Below are 16,968 nucleotides of genomic sequence, written 5' to 3'. Positions count from 1 at the left end.
AAAATACGCCAGCGGACGGGAAGATCATCCGGGCACGTCAGACGCGTAGGCGACAGTTTCCGCCGGAGCGGCTTCGACCTCGGTCACCGCGAGGGTGTCGCGCAGCTCCTCGGCGGCGGCGCGCTCGCTCGCCTGCTCGGTCGAATACGCCAGCCGGACCGCGTCCTCGGCCGCCGCGCGCGCCTCCACGTACCGATCGGCGGCGGCCAGCACCCGGGCCCGGACCATCGAGGCCACCACGCCGCTGCGCACATCCTCGGCCGGCACCTCACGGGCACGCTCGATCCAGGTCAGCGCCTCACCGACGCGGCCCTCGGCGAGCAGGGCGGACGCGTACGACGCGAGCGCGTGCCGCCGCGAGAACAGCAGCGACGGCGCCGACGTGTCACTCGCGATCGGCGCCAGCAGCCCGATCGCAGTCGCCGCGTCCCCGGCCCGGGTGCGCGCCTCGGCGAGCAGCACCCGCGGCCCGACCTGGGCCGGCGCCAGCGCGTTGTGCGGCTCGACCGCGGTCATCACCCGGCGCGCCGCCGCCTCGGCGGTGGTCAGGTCGCCGAGCTGCATGGCGACGAACCCGTGCAGCGTGCCGGCCATGCCGATCAGCAGCGGGTGACCTGTCCGGTCGGCGAACCAGAGCGCGTCGCCGAGCAGGTCCGCCGCGTGGTCGAACTCGCCGAGCCCGCGCGCGATCGCCCCGCGCACGACCATCGCCAGCCCGCAGCCCCAGTCGTCGGAGACCTCCTGGAACTCCCGGTAGGCCCGGCGCGCCTGGCTGTCGGCCGCGCCCAGGTCGCCCAGCTCGGCAGCCGCGTAGGCCTCGACGACCCGCAGTGTGCCGACCGCCCAGCCCTCACCGACCCGGTCGCCGAAGGGCAGGAAGATCCGGGCCAGCCGGCGGGCCTCCTGCAGCCGGCCGGCCAGCAGCCGGGCGAACGCCGTGGTGCCGCGCAGCCAGGAACGGCCGACCGGGTCGCCGAGCTCGGCGAAGAGCCGCGCGGCCCGGCCCAGCACCGCGTCGGTGCCGGCGAAGTCACCCCGGGTGGTGGTCACCCAGGCCAGGTTCTGCAGGGCCCAGGCCTGGCCGTGCCGGTCACCGGCGGCCAGCGTCACCTGGTAGGCGGCGGCGAACCGGCTGCTCGCCTGGCTCAGCCGCCCGTTCAGGAAGTCGGCCATGCCGAGCCGGCGCATCGCGTTGGCGCGCTCCGGCAGCAGCTGCGCCTCGGTCGCCACCTCCAGCGCCTCCTGCCAGGCCGCGACCGCCCGGCCACCGTCGCCGAGGGCCTCGTGCGCGCGGCCGACCACGATCAGCGCCTCGGCCCGGCAGACCGGCTCCTCGGTCGCGTTCTTGGTGATCTTCTCGCCGGAGGCCAGCGCCTCCTCGGCACGACCGAGCCGCAGCAGCGCGCGGGCCAGCACGAGCTGGTCGGGCAGCGGCAGGTCGCCGTGACCGAGGGCGGTGGCGCGCTCCGCGTACTCGATCGCGGCGGCGGGCTCGATGTTGGCCAGCGCGCGCCGGGCCATCCGGCCCAGCGCGGCCACGCCCAGGGCGGCGACCTCGCGAACCGTGGCGTCCGGCCGCAGCCGCACGGCGTCGGCCAGCTCGATCGCGGCCTCGGCGTGGGTGGCCACGAACGCGTCGCGCTCGTTGTCGGTCAGGTTCAGCCGGGACGCGCCGTCGGTGTGCCGCCCGACCGTCTCCGGCGCGGCCCAGATCGCCAGGTAGGCGTGGCGCTCGGCCAGGTCCGCCTTGCCGATCCCCGCATACGCCGCCTCGCGCATCAGCGGCGTCGAGAACTGGAACCCGCCACGACTGCGGTGGATCATGCGCCGTTGCAGCAGCTCGTCGATCGCCGGTTCGAGCTCCTCGCCGGGCGCGCGACGTTCGTGCAGCGCCTCCAGCACCCCGGTGGGCACCGTCGTCCCGGCCACGGAGGCATCCCGCAGCACCGACCGCGGCTCGGCCGCCAGCGCGTCGATGCGCGCCGCGAGCACCGCCGCGAGGTCCCGGGAGAGCAGCTGGCTGCCGAGCGAGCCGGCCGCGAGCTGCCACTTGCCGGCCGCGTTCGCCCCGATGGCCGGGGTCAGCGCGCCGCGCTCCATCAGCAGCGTCACCATCTCGGCCAGGTAGAACGGGTTGCCCTGGGCGGTGGCGAGCATCCGGTCGGTGTCCTGCTGCGGCAGTTTCCCACCACTGAGGTACGACGTGAGTAGCCGCGACGCGTCCGCCCCGCGCAGCGGCGGCAGGTTGTGCACCTCGGCGTCCGCGACCCGGCTCAGCGCGCCGGTGCGGACCAGTTCCGGCCGCCCGAGCAGCAGCACCACGACCGGGCCCTCGAGCCGGGACAGCGTGCTGCCCAGCGCGTCGACGGTGGTGGCGGTGGCGTCGTGCAGGTCGTCCACGATCACCATCAGCGGGGTGGTGGTGGCCATCGCGTTGAGCAGGTCGGCGACCGCGATCGAGATGGCCTCGGCGTCGACCCGCTTGGCGCTGCGCGGCCAGTCCGCGGGGGCGGCCGGGCCGACCGGGTTGACCGGGGCCTCGCCGTAACCGAGCAGGACCAGCAGCCGGTCGATGTCCAGAGGCACGCCGAGCCGCTGGGCGACCTTGCGCAGCCGCTCCTCGACGACCGTGCGGCCGACCGAGGTGACCACGTCCTTGGGCAGGCCGGCGGCTTTGCGGACCAGGTCGGCCAGGGGCGCGTAGCGGCGGCGCTCACCGAACGCCCGGCAGCGCACGCGCAGGACGCGGGCGCCGTGCCCCGCATACGGCCCGGTGCCGACCTCGTAGCCGGCGGCCAGCCGCTTCACCTCGCCGGCGAAGCGCGACTTGCCGATCCCCGCCTCGGCCGTCATCACCAGCACCCGGGGCGTGCCCGAGTCGATCGCCTCGGCGAGCCGCCCGGAGACCCGGCCCAGCTCGGTCTCCCGGCCCACGAACGGCGCCTCGTCGCCCAGGCCGGACCGCGTGCCCGGGGCGTCGTGCAGGCCCAGCAACTCGTACGTCGGGACCGGCTCGCGCTTGCCCTTGAGCCGCAGCGGCCGCAACTGCCGCCAGGAGGCGACGTGCCGGGTGCCGTTGCTGGTGCGCTCGCCGGCGTAGACGGTGCCGACCGCGGCGGCGTCGGCCAGCCGGGCGGCGGTGTTCACGGTGTCGCCGATGACGGTGTATTCGATGCCGGCCTGCATGCCGGCGACCACCTCGCCGGTGTTCAGCCCGACGCGCAGGCCCAGCGGCGCGCCGCCGCCACGCTCGTCGTCGAGGACCCGGCGGACCGCGCGCTGCATGCTCAGCGCGGCGCGGACCGCCCGCTCGGCGTCGTCCTCGTGGGCGACCGGGGCGCCGAAGACGGCCATGATCCCGTCGCCGGTCAACTTGTCGACGTGGCCGCCGAACGTCTTCACCGCGCCGGCCAGCGCGGCGAGGACCCGGTCGGTGACGGCACCGACGCGTTCCGGGTCGAGATCCTCGGACCAGGAGGTGAAGTCGGAGAGGTCGCCGAAGAGCACGGTGACGATCCGCCGCTCGGCGGCGGGCAGGGTCGCGGCGGCGGGCAGCGCCGAACCGCAGTGGTGGCAGAAGCGCGCACCGGGCACGGCGACGGTCCCGCACACAGGGCAGGTCACAGCCGGTCCAAACCGTCGGCCCCCGCCGCTGATTCCCGGTTCAGATGGTCGATCTGCGCGGCCGCCGACCATTCCGCGGCGAACCGCACCCGTGGGTCGATGTCCGGGTAGACCACGTCGACCACCGCCTCCGGGGTCCGCGCCCCGGACGCCATCGCGGCCCTGACCTGCGCAAGTCGTTCGATCCGGTGGCTCAGGTACTCCCTGGCCAAGGCCGCCGTGTCGGCACGGACCGGCCCGTGGCCGGGCAGCATCAGGACATTCTCGTACGTCGTCAGCAGCTCGAGGCTCGTCAGATAGTCACTCAGATTTCCATCAGGCGCGGCCACCACCGTCGTGCCGCGGCCCAGGATCGTGTCGCCGGTGAACATCACCCGCTCGCCCTCACACTCGACGAGGAAGCACACCGAATCACCGGTGTGTCCCGGAGTGTTCAGGACCTGTATTTCCAATCCGTTCCCACCGAGGCTCTCGCGTGGGTCGAAAGGCTCACCGAGCATCTCGACCAGCCGTGGGACACCCTCGACATGATCATGGTGACCGTGCGTGACCAGGATCGACCGGTAGGGCCCCTGATCCGCGATGCGGCGCAGATGCCCCTCGTCCAGCGGACCGGGGTCGATCACCGTGGCGAGCTCCGCGCCGGGCGCCCGCAGGATCCACGTGTTCGTGCCGTCCAGCGTCATCGGGCCCGGGTTGGGAGCGCGCAACAGCGACACCCAACCCGGCAGCCGGTCGACCTCACGATCACTCTCGGAAGCCGATGCAGGCTCAGCACCCCCCATGCCGAGAATCGTACGTCGCGAATCCCGTGTGAGCCGAGACACGATGTCCGTTCCGGTCACCTCGGGTCAGCAAACCCGGCCGAACCCGCCCAAGATCACGCCACTTCGGCGATGACCTCCACCTCCACCGGCGCACCCAGCGGCAACTCGGCGACGCCGACCGCGCTGCGGGCGTGCCGCCCCTGCTCACCGAGCACCTCGCCGAACAGGTTCGAGGCGCCGTTGATCACCGCGGGCTGACCGGTGAAGCCCGGCGCCGACGCGACGAAACCGGACACCTTGACGATCTTCACGATCCGGCCCAGGCCGACCAGCGACTCGATCGCGGCCAGTGCGTTCAGCGCGCAGATCTTGGCGAGGCCGGTGGCTTCCTCGACGCTCACCTCGGCGCCGACCTTGCCGGTCTGCGGCAGCTTGCCGTCGACCATCGGCAGCTGGCCGGAGACGTAGACGTAGTTGCCGGACTGGACGGCCGGCACGTAGGACGCCAGCGGCGGGACCACCGTCGGCAGCGTCAGGCCGAGCTCGGCCAGCTTGGCGTAGGCGTCCACACCGCCCTCACCGGCGACCGGCGTGGTCACGACTTCGCCCGCTTCATGTAGGCGATCAGGTTGTCCGGGTTGGGACCCGGCACGACCTGGACCAGCTCCCAGCCGTCCTCGCCCCAGTTGTCGAGGATCTGCTTGGTCGCGTGGACCAGCAGGGGCACGGTCACGTACTCCCACTTCTGCATGGCTGAAGACACTCCTTAGTCGGGTACCGGCACAGCTTAGGGCCCGGGGTGATCGCCGGTTGGCTAGGCTGAACCGGAATACGCACGGAGAGCATGCGATCGACCGCGGAGGGTGACGTGACGCAGCCCGGCCATCCGGAACCGCCCGCTCCCGAACCCGAGCCCCCGGCTCCACTCCCGGAGCCCCTCCCGCGCCCCGAGCCGCCGCATCTGGCCCGGCACGCGCTCCCCGAGCCGGCCACCGGAGAGCCGATCACCGAGGAGCCGGTCACCGGAGAGCCGGTCACCCAGGGCTGGCGCCAGCCGCCACCGCAGGGCCCGTGGCACGCCCGACACGAGAAGCCCGGAGAGTGGCAATACCCGCCTCCCGAGCACCTGGCCTGGGAGCACTCGCCGCCTGCCGAGGTGCAGCCGCCCGAGCTGGAGCCGATCTGGGTCGGCGTGACGAACGGCCCGCAACCACCCGCGCCCGGCCGTGACCGGGCCTCCCGGCGCTCGTCGCTGTTCGTCTCGGCCGCGCTGGTGGCCACGATGGCGCTCTGCGGCGGCGGGGCGGTCTCGGCGTACCTGCTGTTCCGGGACGCTGACAACCCCGGCTCACCGGACCCGGCCACCGCGGTCAACCGGTTCCTCACCGCCGTCTACACCCAGCAGGACGCCGGCGCCGCCCAGGACCTGGTCTGCCGCAAGGCCCGGGACGCGACCAAGCTGAACGAGCGGGTGCAGCAGATCCGTGACTACGCCGACGGCTACGAGGGCGCCACCTTCCGCTGGGACGACCCCGCCGTGACGACCGACACCAACGGCGAGGCAGAGGTCGGCGTACGCGTCGTCATGTCGACCGAGGACGAGAAGACCGCTGCTCAGGACCTCCAGTTCACCGTCGTGCGCAAGAGCGGATGGCTGGTTTGCGACGTCTCCGGCTGAGCGCCGAGGCCGTAACGTGGACGGCATGGGCGAGCATCACGGGAACTGGCCGGAACGACTGCACATCGTGACCGGCAAGGGCGGCACCGGGAAGACCAGCGTCGCCGCCGCGCTCGCCCTCGGCCTGGCCGCCGGTGGGCGCCGCACGCTGCTGGCCGAGGTGGAGGGCCGCCAGGGCATCGCCCAGCTCTTCGGGCTGGAGCCGTTGCCCTACACCGAGCGCCGGATCACCACGACCACCGGCGGTGGCGAGGTCCGCGCGCTGCCGGTGGACCCGGAGGAGGCGCTCCTCGAATACCTGGACATGTTCTACAAGCTCGGCGCGGCCGGCCGGATGCTGCGCAAGGTCGGCGCCATCGACTTCGCCACCACGATCGCCCCGGGCCTGCGTGACGTGCTTCTCACCGGCAAGGTGAAGGAGGCCACCACCCGCTCGCAGGACGGTCGCCGGGTGTATGACGCGGTGGTGCTCGACGCCCCGCCCACCGGGCGCATCGGCCGCTTCCTGAACGTGACCGCGGAGACCGCCCGGCTCGCCAAGATGGGCCCGATCAAGACCCAGAGCGACGGGGTCTCCTCGCTGCTGCGCTCGCCGATCACCGCGGTGCACGTGGTCACGCTGCTGGAGGAGATGCCGGTGCAGGAAACGCTGGACGCCGTCGACGAGCTCTCCGGCCTGGGCATCCGGGTCGGCCGGATCATCCTGAACGGCGCCCGGCCACCGCTGCTCGCCGGTGGCAAGGTGACCAAGGCGGAGATCAAGCGGGGCCTGGTCGCCGCGGGCCTGCCGGCCGCCCCTGCCACCGTCGGCCGGCTGGCCGCCGAGGCGCAGGCCCATCTGACCCGGCGCGAGCTGGAGGAGTCGCTCCGGCGGGAGCTGGCCGAGCGCGGCCGGCCCATGGTCGAGCTGCCGCAGTTGCCCGACGGTGTGGACCGCGCGGGTCTGGATGTCATCGCCGAACGCCTGATGAGCGTTTGATCACGCCGCGTCCGATCAAGACGCCTTACTCTGGGGTGTGTGGTTGATGTGACCGCTCCACGGCTCGACATCGACGGCCTGCTCGCCGATCCGGGCATCCGGATCGTGGTGTGCTGCGGGTCCGGCGGGGTCGGCAAGACCACCACGGCCGCCGCGCTCGGGCTGCGGGCCGCCGAGGTGCACGGCCGGCGCACGGTGGTGCTGACCATCGACCCGGCCCGCCGCCTGGCCCAGTCGATGGGCCTGACCGAGCTCGACAACACGCCGCGCCAGGTCAAGGGCATCGACGCCGGCAAGTCCGGTGGTGAGCTGCACGCCATGATGCTGGACATGAAGCGCACCTTCGACGAGGTGGTGGAGCAGCACACCCGGCCGGAGCGCGCCGCCGAGATCTTCGCGAACCCGTTCTACCAGGCCATGAGCTCGACCTTCGCCGGCACGCAGGAGTACATGGCGATGGAGAAGCTGGGCCAGCTGCGGGCCGGCGACCAGTGGGACCTGATCATCGTGGACACCCCGCCGTCCCGCTCCGCGCTCGACTTCCTGGACGCGCCGGCCCGGCTCTCCCGTTTCCTGGACGGCCGGATGCTGCGCATGCTGCTCGCCCCCGCCCGCGGCGGGCGCAGCATGTTCAGCCTGGTCACCGCGTCGTTCGGGCTGTTCTCCCGGGCCGTGCAGAAGATTCTCGGCGCCCAGTTGCTGACCGACCTGTCGGGCTTCGTCGCGGCGCTGGACTCGATGTTCGGCGGCTTCCGGCAGCGCGCCGACCAGACGTACCGGGTCCTGCAGGACCCGCAGACCGCGTTCCTGCTGGTCGCCGCGCCGGAGCGGGATGCGATCCGGGAGGCCGCCTACTTCGCCGAGCGGCTGGTCGCGGAACGGATGCCGCTCAGCGGCCTGGTGCTGAACCGGATGCATCAGACCGAGGAGGCCGGCCTGCCGGCGGCCGAGAGCGAGGCCGCGGCGGAGCGGCTCGACGAGGCCGGTGACCAGCCGGTCGCCGCGGACGTGCTGCGGATCCACGCGGGGCTGCTGCGGCAGTCCGAGCGGGAGATCCGCGTCGCAGCCGGCTTCACCGAGGCGTTCCCGCAGGTGCCGACGACCGCTGTCGCGGCGCAGCCCGCCGACGTCCACGACGTCGACGGGCTGCGAACGATCGGCGCTTTGCTCGCCTGATCAGCGGGTGGAGACCAGCACCTTGTCGGCGCCTTTCTCCTTCAGAGCGGCTTCGAACATCTTCCGCCAGCTCGCCACGTGCGGGTGGCGGCGCAGCAGAGCGCGTCGCTCCCGTTCCGTCATGCCTCCCCAGACGCCGAACTCGATCCGGTTGTCCAGGGCGTCGGCGAGGCATTCGTAGCGCACCGGGCAGCTGCGGCAAATCCTCTTCGCCACGTTCTGCTCGGCGCCCTGCACGAACAGCGCGTCAGGGTCGCCACTCTGACATGCCGCCATGCTGGGCCAGTCGCTGATCATCCCCATTGGTAAACGTCCCCCCTTGCATTTCACCCCCGAACGTCCGGCGCGGCTGCCCATGTCCCCCAAGGCCGCGCAGACGTCATGCGAGATGTCTCGCCGGACCATCATGCTCCGTAGTTGGGTGATTACGCAACGTTGTCCCTCAAATACGTATAGCCCGGTAGTTCCGGGCAAAGCGGCCGAGGCGCTGGAGCCGAACGGGGGTATCTTTGGTGCAGATGGGGGAAATCACCACGGCGACCCGGGTGACAGGTCACACTCATAACGGGCGAAGGCGACCTGCTCGACGGGCGGTCGCGTGCACTCTTCGCGTATCCTGCCTCGGGTGACCTCCTGGATGCGCAGACGCGATCACAACATCTTCACGAACGCGACATCGTTGCTGGTGTGTGGCCTGCTGGCCGGTGTGGTGGTGGCCGCGGCCGCCTTCCCTGCCGCAGCCATGTCCGGCCTCGCCGCCAAGGCCGGCGGGACGTCGTTCGCGAGTCTGCCCAGTGAGCTCAAGGACTTCAGCTCCCCGCAGATCACCCGGGTCTACGCCTCGGACGGCAAGACGCTGCTGTCGCAGTTCTACGACGAGTTCCGCAGCGATGTCCCGCTGAAGGACATCTCCAAGAACATGCAGGCCGCGATCATCGCCGCCGAGGACCGGAAGTTCTACGAGCACAACGGCGTCGACCTCAAGGGTGTCGCCCGTGCGTTCGTGAGCAACAACCAGGGTGGTGCTCAGCAGGGCGCCTCGACGCTCACGATGCAGTACGTGCGAATGTCGCTGGCCTACTCGGCGACCAATCCGCAGGAGGTGATCGACGCGACGAAGGACACCCCGAAGCGCAAGGTCACCGAGATGAAGTACGCGCTGCAGATCGAGAAGCAGCTCTCCAAGGAGCAGATCCTCGAGCGCTACCTCAACATCGCGCCGTTCGGCAACCAGGCCTACGGCATCTACGCCGCGAGCCAGGTCTACTTCAACAAGAAGCCGAAGGATCTCGACGCCGCCGAGGCCGCCATGCTCGCCGGCATGGTGAAGGCCCCGACCAGCTTCAACCCGACCATCAAGACGGGTCACGAGCAGATCCAGGCCCGCCGCGACAACTACATCCTGCCGGGCATGGTGGAGATGGGCGCGATCACCCAGGCCGACGCCGACAAGGCGAAGACCGAGAAGATCCCGACCAAGGTCAAGTCGGTCGGCAACGGCTGCGTCTCGGTCGCCAAGAACAACTGGGGCTTCTTCTGCGACTACTTCTACCGCTGGTGGATGAGCCAGGAGGCGTTCGGCGCCACCACCTATGACCGGGAGCGCCGCCTCAAGAGCGGTGGTTACAAGGTCGTCACCACGATCGACCTGAAGGGTCAGGCCTCGGCCCGCGCCGAGATCGCCGAGCGGCAGTCGGACAGCAGCAAGAACGCTCTGCTCCTGGCCGGCGTCGAGCCGGGCACCGGCAAGGTCCGGGTCCTCGCGACGAACCGTAAGTACGCGCTGGACGACCCGGACCACCCGACGAACCAGATCTCGCCGGACCCGAAGAAGAAGGCGAAGAAGATCCGCGGCTCGTTCCCGAAGACCACGAACCCGCTGATCACCGGCGGTGGCGACATCAGTGGTTACCAGGCCGGCTCGGTGTACAAGATGTTCACCATGGTCGCGGCGCTGGAGAAGGGCGTCCCGCTCAGCTACCCGATCAACGCGCCCGCGGTGTTCCACTCGAAGTACAAGGCCGGTTACGGCACCCCGTCGTCCTGCCCCAACTCGGACGACTGGTGCCCGCGTAACGCGAGCGCCAAGGAGGCCGGCGTCTTCAACATGTGGACCGGCTTCGGCAAGTCGGTGAACACGTTCTTCGTGCCGCTGGAGCAGAAGGTCGGCGCGGACAGCGTGGTCGCCGTTGCCAAGCGGTTCGGCATCCAGTTCCGCACCAAGGTCGACCAGGACAACGCCGCCAACGCCGCCGGCTGGGGCGCCTTCACCCTCGGCGTGATGGACTCCACCCCGCTGGAGATGGCGAACGCGTACGCGACGCTGGCCGGCGACGGCAAGTACTGCGAGGCCACCCCGGTCGAGCAGATCACCACCAACGACGGCGAGAAGATCGACGTCGGCAAGCCGCACTGCATCCAGGCCACCACCAAGGACGTCGCCCGTGCGGCGCTCGACGCGGCCCGCTGCCCGGTCGGCGACTCGGCCCAGCTCGGCAGCTGCGGTGGCAGCAGCACCGCCGGCGACACCCGCGGGATCGTCGACCACCCGGTGTTCGGCAAGACCGGCACCACCGACAACAGCAAGACCGCGTCGCTGATCGTCGGCACCACGTCGCTGGTCATGGCCGGTTACATGGCTGTGCCGGACTGGCAGAACCACACCGACCAGATGTCGCACCCGATCATCAACAAGACGGTGCAGCACGCCCTCGCCGACTACATGAAGGGCAAGCCGAGCGTCCAGTTCAAGAAGCCCGGCAACGACAAGGTCTCCATCGGCGATCTGCGCAGCGTGCCGGACGTGACCTGTGACTCGATGTCGAGCGCCAAGGACAAGATCAGCGGCGCCGGTTTCGACCCGGTGACCGGTCCCACCGTCGACTCGGACTGCCCGGCCGGCACCGCCGCGGGCACCACCGAGGAGCGCACCATCAAGGGCGGCGCGGTGACGATCAACGTCAGCAACGGCAAGAAGAACCAGCAGAACCCGCCGCCGGGCGGCAACCCGCCGGGACGGTAAGCAAAACCACAGCAGAAGGGGCGGGAGACCACGGTCTCCCGCCCCTTCTGCCGTACGCGGCGAATCGTCTTGTGAAGGTCAGCCCAGCTGACGGCGCACCTCGGCGGCGACCCGGCCGCCCTCCGCGCGCCCCGCGACAGCGGCCTGAGCCGCCTTCATGGCCGGGCCCATCTGCGCCTTGCCGGAGAAGCCGCCGGCCGCCAGAGCCCCGGACACGATCTCGGCGATCTCCGCGTCGGTGAGCTGTTTCGGCAGGTAGCGGTCGAGGACCTCGCCCTCTGCCGTCTCCTTCGCCGCCTGGTCGGCACGACCCGCGCCGGAGAAGGCGGCAGCCGCCTCGCGACGCTTCTTCGCCTCCTTCGTCAGAACGGCCAGCACCTCGTCGTCGGAGAGCTCGCGGGCCTCGTCACCGGCGACCTCGGCCGTCCGGACGGCGGACAGCGCCATCCGCAGCGTCGAGGTGATCAGCTCGTCCCGGGACTTCATCGCGGTGTGCAGGTCATCGTTCAGGCGGTCTTTCAGCGTTCCCATGGACGGAGAAACTACCCTTGCCGTCATGCGTAAGCGCTCCCTTATTTCCGCAGCCGCCGCGCTGGCCGCCGTCGGCGGCGCCACCTTCGCCTATGCGTCACTGGTCGAGCGGAACCTGTTCACGCTCCGTCGCTTCGACGTCCCGGTGCTCGACCCGGACGCGGAACCGCTGCGCATCCTGCACCTGTCCGACCTGCACATGATGCCTGACCAGCGGCGCAAGCAGGAGTGGGTGGCCGGCCTGATCGGCACCGACCCGGATCTGGTGATCGTCACCGGCGACAACATGGCCTCGCCGTACGCGGTGCCCGGTGTCCTGCGCGCCCTGGAACCGCTGCTCGACGTGCCGGGCGCGTTCGTGTTCGGCAGCAACGACTACACCGGCCCGGTCTTCAAGAACCCGTTGCAGTACCTGCTGCCCGACCGGGAATACGTGCACGGGGTCGAGCTGCCCTACGACGACCTGCGCGCCGCGTTCACCGACGCGGGCTGGGCGGATCTGAACAACGCCCGTACCGTCCTGAAGGCCGGCGGCCGCTCGATCGAGCTCGTGGGCGTCGACGACCCGCACGTCGAGCGCGACGACTACCCGTCAGTGGCCGGGCCGATCAGCGCCGGCGTCGACCTGCACCTCGGGGTCACCCACACGCCGGCCTCCCGGGTGCTGGAACCGATGGCGGCCGACGGCTTCGAGCTGCTGCTCGCCGGGCACACCCACGGCGGGCAGGTGTGCGTGCCCGGCTATGGCGCGCTGACGACGAACTGCGACCTGCCGACCCGGATGGCGAAGGGCCTGCACCGGTGGCCCGGCTCGGACTCCTGGCTGCACGTCTCGGCCGGTCTGGGCACCCACCCGACCGCTCCGATCCGCTTCGCCTGCCGCCCGGAGGCTTCGATCCTCACGCTGATCCCGCGCTGACCTGGGGAAACGCTGCGAGGGGAGCCCGGATTTCGGGGCTGCGGAAAGGTCCGCTAGTATTCTTCTCGCAGCAACGGGGTGTGGCGCAGTTTGGTAGCGCGCTACGTTCGGGACGTAGAGGCCGTGGGTTCAAATCCCGCCACCCCGACCAGCTTGCAGAAAGGCCCGGTCTCCGGAAACGGAGATCGGGCCTTTCGCTTTGCCTGCGGCGGGCGTTGTCGGGCCGGGCTTTGCCGGGCGAGTTTGCCGGGGCGGGCTTTGCCGGGCGGGCTTTGTCCTGGCGGGCTTTGCCGGGCCGGGCTGTCGTCGCCCGCGGGCTGGTCGCCGCGCTCCGCTACAGATGGTCCGAGGTCGGGCCACTCGGCCAGAGGGTCTTTTGCGGCCGCTGAGCGTGCCCAGGAGCCGTTTGCCGGGCCGGCGCGACGCCGAGCAGAGGCGGAGCCGGAAGATCGCCACTAAGGGCGCTCAGCATCGTCGACGAACTCGATGCGCCCGGCGCAACAGGAGGGTCTCAGACGGCGAACTGCGGGCGAACCGGAACGCCGGCCACCGCGGGCCCGACCGGTCGCGGCGCCATCTGCTGCGGCACGCAGTACGGCCCGAGCATGGTCTCCACCACCGGCGCGATCGTCTGCCGCTCGCCGAGCTGCATCAATCGGGTCGCGCGGGCCAGCGAACCGGTCTCGCCGTCGCGGAAGCCCTCCCGGTAGCCGCGCTCATAACGCTCGCCCCGTCCGAAGGCCCGGCCGAGCGCGAAGCACGACGATCCGGCGAAGGCGAGCAGGAAGAGAATGGCGAAGGGCGTCACAGCGATGTTCCTTCCGGGCACAAGCCGCTAATTAGGCGAAAACTACCCCAAACAGACATAGAATGCCGTATTGCGGAGATCAAGTACGCCAACGGGTGACGACCGGGGTGGTGCGCGTCGCCGCACCCCCGCCTGACAAGCTGGGACCTTGTGACTGACTCCAACGACCTCGCCCGTCAGGTGCGCTCCGTAAGCCGTCTGACCGGCGAATTCACGCTCCGTTCCGGCCGTATCGCCAACGAATACTTCGACAAGTACCAGTTCGAGGCCGACCCGGTGCTCCTCGACAAACTCGCCGAGCGACTCGCCGTGCTGATTCCCGAGGGCACCGAGGTGCTGGCCGGCCTGGAGATGGGCGGCATCGCGGTGGTCACCGCCCTCGCCCGGCACGCCGGCCTGCCCACCGCCTTCGTCCGCAAGGAGGCGAAGAAGTACGGCACCGCCCGCCTCGCCGAGGGCGCCGAGGTCGCCGGCCGCCGCGTGCTCGTCGTCGAGGACGTCGTGACCTCCGGCGGCCAGGTCGTCATCTCCACCGGCGAGCTGCGCAAGCTGGGCGCGCACGTGGACCACGCGCTCTGCGTGATCGACCGGCAGGAGGGCGGCACCCAGGCCCTGGCCGACGACGGCATTACCCTGCGCGCCCTGCTGACCAGGGCCGACCTGGACGCCGCCGCCTCCTGACCGGCCGATCTGGGGAAGACGCACAGCACAGCGTCAAATCAAGATCAAGTTCTTCCTTGCCCATCTCCGCTGTGGTCCGGATCGTCGCTCCCGCGGGGACCCTCGCGGGCTGAGCAGGGCGCTGACGCGCCCTTGACGCTCAGCCCGCAAGGGCGGCGTCCGTGGGTGGGCACGGTCAGAGCACAAGACCGGCCACGGGTCGCGCCCGCGGCGAAGCGCCCTGCCACTCGGAGTGCGCGAGGTCGGTGGGTGGGCGCGGTAGGCACGCGGCTGCGGGTTTCCGGCTGGTGCTCATGGTCGTTATCCGGTCCGGATAACGACCATGAGCACCAGCCGAGGACCGCGACGGGGGCAGAGGGCCGGGGGACCGCGACGGGGCCCGGGCCGGGGCCGAGGGCCGGGGGCTCACCGATCGCGATGAGAAGCTCCCGGACCGCCTTACCTGGAGAGCTCGACGGCGAGCAGCTCGGCGGTCTGCACCGTGTTCAGGGCGGCGCCCTTGCGCATGTTGTCGCCGGTGACGAAGAAGTCCAGGGCGCGCGGGTCGTCCATCGCCCGGCGGATCCGGCCGACCCAGGACGGGTCGGTGCCGACCGCGTCGATCGGCATCGGGAACTCGCCGGCCTCCGGGTCGTCGACCAGGATCACCCCGGGCGCGTTGCGCAGCACCTGGCGGGCGCCGTCGGCGGTGACCTCGGCGGCGAAGACCGCGTGCACGGCGACCGAGTGGCCGGTCACCACCGGCACCCGGACGCACGTGGCGGAGACCTTGAGCGCGGTCAGACCGAGGATCTTCCGGCTCTCGTTACGGAGTTTCAGCTCCTCGGACGACCAGCCGAGCGTCGCGATCTGACCGGCCCAGGGCACCACGTTCAGCGCGAGCGGCGCCGGGAACGGACCCAGGTCGTCACCGACCGCCTGCCGCACGTTGCCGGGGCGGGAGCCGAGCAGCCGATCCCCGGCGACCTTGGTGAGCTGGTCGTGGAGGGTGTCGACGCCGACCTGGCCGACCCCGGAGGCGGATTGGTACGACGCGAGGACGAGCTCCCGCAACCCGTACTCGAAGTGCAGCGGAGCGACCGCCATGATCATCGCGGCGACCGTGCAGTTGGCGCTGGAGACGATGCCTCGCGGCCGGTGACCGAGGACCTCGTGGTTGACGTCGGGCACCACGAGCGGCACGTCCGGCTCCATGCGGAACACGGCCGAGTTGTCGACCACGACGGCGCCCCGGGACACCGCGATCGGGGCCCAGTGCGCCGCCACGTCGTCGGGCACGTCGAACATCGCCACGTCCACGCCGTCGAACGCCTCGGCGGTCAGCGACCGGACCGGCAGGGACTCGCCCCGGCACATCAGCGACTTGCCCGCCGAGCGGGTGGAGGCGATCAGCCGGATCTCGCCCCAGACGTCACGCCGGGACGAGAGCAGGTCGAGCATGACGGCCCCGACGGAACCGGTGGCTCCGACGACGGCGAGCGTGGGCCGCGCCATCGTCCGGCTTACCGGCCTGTACCGCCGTAGACGACGGCCTCCTCCGAGCCACCCAGCTCGAACTGGTCGTGGACGGCACGGACGGCGGTGTCCAGGTCGGTGTCGCGGCAGACGACCGAGACGCGGATCTCCGAGGTGGAGATCATCTCGATGTTCACGCCGGCCTCACCGATGCAGGCGAAGAACGAGGCGGCGACGCCCGGGTGCGAGCGCATGCCGGCGCCGATCAGCGACACCTTGCCGACGTGGTCGTCGAAGAGCAGGCTCTTGAACTTGATCTGATCCTTGATGCGGTCGAGGGCCGTCATCGCTGTCGCCCCGTCCGCCTTCGGCAGGGTGAACGAGATGTCGGTGCGGCCGGTGCCCTCGGTCGACACGTTCTGCACGATCATGTCGATGTTGATCTCGGCCTGCGCGACGGTCTCGAAGATCCGGCCGGCCGAGCCCGGCTCGTCGGGGACACCGACGATCGTGATCTTGGCCTCGCTGCGGTCGTGCGCGACCCCGGTGATCAGTGCTTGCTCCACGTCAGGGTCCTCCATCGAGCCGGTGACGAGCGTGCCTTCTTTGTTCGAGTACGAAGAGCGTACGTGGATCGGCACCTTGAAGCGGCGCGCGTACTCCACGCATCGCAACATCAGCACCTTCGCACCGCCCGCCGCCAGCTCGAGCATCTCCTCGTAGGTGATCTTCTTGATGTGCTGGGCGTCCGGCACGATCCGCGGGTCGGCGGTGAACACGCCGTCCACGTCGGTGTAGATCTCGCAGACGTCGGCGTGCAGGGCCGCCGCCAGCGCGACCGCTGTGGTGTCCGAACCGCCGCGGCCCAGGGTGGTGATGTCCTTGGTGTCCTGCGACACGCCCTGGAAGCCGGCGACGATGGCGATGGCGCCCTCGTCCAGCGCGGTCCGCAGGCGGCCGGGGGTCACGTCGATGATCCGGGCCTTGCCGTGCGTCGAGGTGGTCAGCACGCCGGCCTGGGAGCCGGTGTAGGACCTGGCCTCGTAACCCAGGTTGTGGATCGCCATGGCGAGCAGCGCCATCGAGATCCGCTCGCCCGAGGTGAGCAGCATGTCCAGCTCACGGCCGGGCGGCAGCGGACTGACCTGGTTGGCCAGGTCCATCAGCTCGTCAGTGGTGTCACCCATCGCGGAGACGACCACGACCACGTCGTCACCGGCCTTGCGGGCGGCCACGATGCGCTCGGCCACGCGCTTGATGCGCTCGGCGTTCGCCACCGACGAGCCACCGTATTTCTGCACCACAAGAGCCACGGCCAACCAATCCTT

General features: G+C 70.8%; 15 protein-coding genes and 1 tRNA gene. 7 read left to right on the top strand and 9 right to left on the bottom strand.

What is annotated here, in order from left to right; genetic code table 11:
* Nucleotides 1-24: 24 nt before the first annotated feature.
* The 4 genes from Acy02nite_RS39070 to sp36 form a co-directional block, all read right to left on the bottom strand.
* Nucleotides 25-3,624 carry an adenylate/guanylate cyclase domain-containing protein gene (locus Acy02nite_RS39070; protein ID WP_203753190.1) on the bottom strand — a complete coding sequence of 1,200 codons (3,600 nt, stop codon included), beginning with the start codon at nucleotides 3,622-3,624 and terminating at the stop codon, nucleotides 25-27.
* The gene (locus Acy02nite_RS39065; protein ID WP_203753188.1) at nucleotides 3,621-4,409 is read right to left on the bottom strand and encodes an MBL fold metallo-hydrolase; all 789 of its coding nucleotides are present in this window, start codon (nucleotides 4,407-4,409) and stop codon (nucleotides 3,621-3,623) included. The genes Acy02nite_RS39070 and Acy02nite_RS39065 overlap by 4 nt, the downstream gene beginning before the upstream one ends.
* A 95-nt stretch (nucleotides 4,410-4,504) precedes the next feature.
* Nucleotides 4,505-4,990 carry a RidA family protein gene (locus Acy02nite_RS39060; RefSeq protein ID WP_239175616.1) on the bottom strand — a complete coding sequence of 162 codons (486 nt, stop codon included), beginning with the start codon at nucleotides 4,988-4,990 and terminating at the stop codon, nucleotides 4,505-4,507.
* On the bottom strand, nucleotides 4,987-5,142 hold the full coding sequence (sp36, locus tag Acy02nite_RS39055; protein WP_203683121.1) for a Sp36 family protein: 156 nt from the start codon (nucleotides 5,140-5,142) through the stop codon (nucleotides 4,987-4,989). The genes Acy02nite_RS39060 and sp36 overlap by 4 nt, the downstream gene beginning before the upstream one ends.
* Before the next feature lie 93 nt (nucleotides 5,143-5,235).
* Between sp36 and Acy02nite_RS39050 the strand changes: the two genes are divergently transcribed.
* The 3 genes from Acy02nite_RS39050 to bagB are packed head-to-tail and all read left to right on the top strand — an operon-like array spanning nucleotide 5,236 to nucleotide 8,224.
* Nucleotides 5,236-6,069 (top strand): Rv0361 family membrane protein, encoded by an 834-nt coding sequence (locus Acy02nite_RS39050; RefSeq protein WP_203753185.1) that lies wholly within the window; start codon nucleotides 5,236-5,238, stop codon nucleotides 6,067-6,069.
* A 25-nt stretch (nucleotides 6,070-6,094) separates the two neighbouring features.
* Entirely contained in the window at nucleotides 6,095-7,048 is a 954-nt protein-coding gene (bagA, locus tag Acy02nite_RS39045) for an ATPase BagA (RefSeq protein WP_203753182.1), read from the top strand.
* 39 nt (nucleotides 7,049-7,087) lie between these two features.
* Nucleotides 7,088-8,224 carry an ArsA family ATPase gene (gene bagB, locus Acy02nite_RS39040; RefSeq protein WP_425548200.1) on the top strand — a complete coding sequence of 379 codons (1,137 nt, stop codon included), beginning with the start codon at nucleotides 7,088-7,090 and terminating at the stop codon, nucleotides 8,222-8,224.
* On the opposite strand, the gene Acy02nite_RS39035 is transcribed toward bagB, so the two are convergent.
* The gene (locus Acy02nite_RS39035) at nucleotides 8,225-8,527 is read right to left on the bottom strand and encodes a WhiB family transcriptional regulator (protein ID WP_014695048.1); all 303 of its coding nucleotides are present in this window, start codon (nucleotides 8,525-8,527) and stop codon (nucleotides 8,225-8,227) included.
* A 334-nt stretch (nucleotides 8,528-8,861) separates the two neighbouring features.
* Between Acy02nite_RS39035 and Acy02nite_RS39030 the strand changes: the two genes are divergently transcribed.
* A complete protein-coding gene (locus Acy02nite_RS39030; RefSeq protein ID WP_203753312.1) occupies nucleotides 8,862-11,246 on the top strand; it encodes a transglycosylase domain-containing protein in 2,385 nt (794 codons plus the stop codon).
* Between the two features lie 78 nt (nucleotides 11,247-11,324).
* Here Acy02nite_RS39030 and Acy02nite_RS39025 read toward each other — a convergent pair whose 3' ends face one another.
* Nucleotides 11,325-11,777, bottom strand: coding sequence for a GatB/YqeY domain-containing protein (locus Acy02nite_RS39025; protein ID WP_203753180.1), 453 nt, complete (start codon nucleotides 11,775-11,777; stop codon nucleotides 11,325-11,327).
* A 25-nt stretch (nucleotides 11,778-11,802) separates the two neighbouring features.
* On the opposite strand from Acy02nite_RS39025, the gene Acy02nite_RS39020 reads away from it, so the two are divergent.
* Together Acy02nite_RS39020 and Acy02nite_RS39015 are read left to right on the top strand one after the other, a co-directional pair.
* Entirely contained in the window at nucleotides 11,803-12,696 is an 894-nt protein-coding gene (locus Acy02nite_RS39020) for a metallophosphoesterase (protein ID WP_203753177.1), read from the top strand.
* A 74-nt stretch (nucleotides 12,697-12,770) separates the two neighbouring features.
* Nucleotides 12,771-12,847: transfer RNA gene (locus Acy02nite_RS39015), tRNA-Pro, on the top strand.
* A 360-nt stretch (nucleotides 12,848-13,207) separates the two neighbouring features.
* Here the strand turns inward: Acy02nite_RS39015 and Acy02nite_RS39010 are convergent.
* The gene (locus tag Acy02nite_RS39010) at nucleotides 13,208-13,504 is read right to left on the bottom strand and encodes a hypothetical protein (RefSeq protein ID WP_203753174.1); all 297 of its coding nucleotides are present in this window, start codon (nucleotides 13,502-13,504) and stop codon (nucleotides 13,208-13,210) included.
* A 150-nt stretch (nucleotides 13,505-13,654) separates the two neighbouring features.
* Between Acy02nite_RS39010 and pyrE the strand changes: the two genes are divergently transcribed.
* Nucleotides 13,655-14,185, top strand: coding sequence for an orotate phosphoribosyltransferase (pyrE, locus tag Acy02nite_RS39005; protein WP_203753171.1), 531 nt, complete (start codon nucleotides 13,655-13,657; stop codon nucleotides 14,183-14,185).
* A gap of 438 nt (nucleotides 14,186-14,623) precedes the next feature.
* Here pyrE and Acy02nite_RS39000 read toward each other — a convergent pair whose 3' ends face one another.
* Both Acy02nite_RS39000 and Acy02nite_RS38995 read right to left on the bottom strand, forming a co-directional pair.
* Nucleotides 14,624-15,679, bottom strand: a complete 1,056-nt coding sequence (locus tag Acy02nite_RS39000) for an aspartate-semialdehyde dehydrogenase (protein WP_203753168.1) — start codon at nucleotides 15,677-15,679, stop codon at nucleotides 14,624-14,626.
* An 8-nt stretch (nucleotides 15,680-15,687) separates the two neighbouring features.
* On the bottom strand, nucleotides 15,688-16,953 hold the full coding sequence (locus tag Acy02nite_RS38995) for an aspartate kinase (protein ID WP_203753163.1): 1,266 nt from the start codon (nucleotides 16,951-16,953) through the stop codon (nucleotides 15,688-15,690).
* Nucleotides 16,954-16,968: the final 15 nt, after the last annotated feature.

It is taken from the genome of Actinoplanes cyaneus, from assembly GCF_016862095.1.
Taxonomy (GTDB): domain Bacteria; phylum Actinomycetota; class Actinomycetes; order Mycobacteriales; family Micromonosporaceae; genus Actinoplanes; species Actinoplanes cyaneus.
The sequence above is the reverse complement of the archived record's forward strand: the minus strand, read 5'-3'. Positions and strand labels throughout refer to the sequence as shown.

Bases quoted from the DNA above. Each gene is read 5' to 3' on its own strand.
- Acy02nite_RS39030 (WP_203753312.1), top strand. From the start codon at position 8,862: ATGCGCAGACGCGATCACAACATCTTCACGAACGCGACATCGTTGCTG.
- sp36 (WP_203683121.1), bottom strand. From the start codon at position 5,142: ATGCAGAAGTGGGAGTACGTGACCGTGCCCCTGCTGGTCCACGCGACC.
- Acy02nite_RS39000 (WP_203753168.1), bottom strand. From the start codon at position 15,679: ATGGCGCGGCCCACGCTCGCCGTCGTCGGAGCCACCGGTTCCGTCGGG.
- Acy02nite_RS39035 (WP_014695048.1), bottom strand. From the start codon at position 8,527: ATGGGGATGATCAGCGACTGGCCCAGCATGGCGGCATGTCAGAGTGGC.
- bagA (WP_203753182.1), top strand. From the start codon at position 6,095: ATGGGCGAGCATCACGGGAACTGGCCGGAACGACTGCACATCGTGACC.
- Acy02nite_RS39020 (WP_203753177.1), top strand. From the start codon at position 11,803: ATGCGTAAGCGCTCCCTTATTTCCGCAGCCGCCGCGCTGGCCGCCGTC.
- Acy02nite_RS39025 (WP_203753180.1), bottom strand. From the start codon at position 11,777: ATGGGAACGCTGAAAGACCGCCTGAACGATGACCTGCACACCGCGATG.
- Acy02nite_RS39050 (WP_203753185.1), top strand. From the start codon at position 5,236: ATGCGATCGACCGCGGAGGGTGACGTGACGCAGCCCGGCCATCCGGAA.
- Acy02nite_RS39065 (WP_203753188.1), bottom strand. From the start codon at position 4,409: ATGGGGGGTGCTGAGCCTGCATCGGCTTCCGAGAGTGATCGTGAGGTC.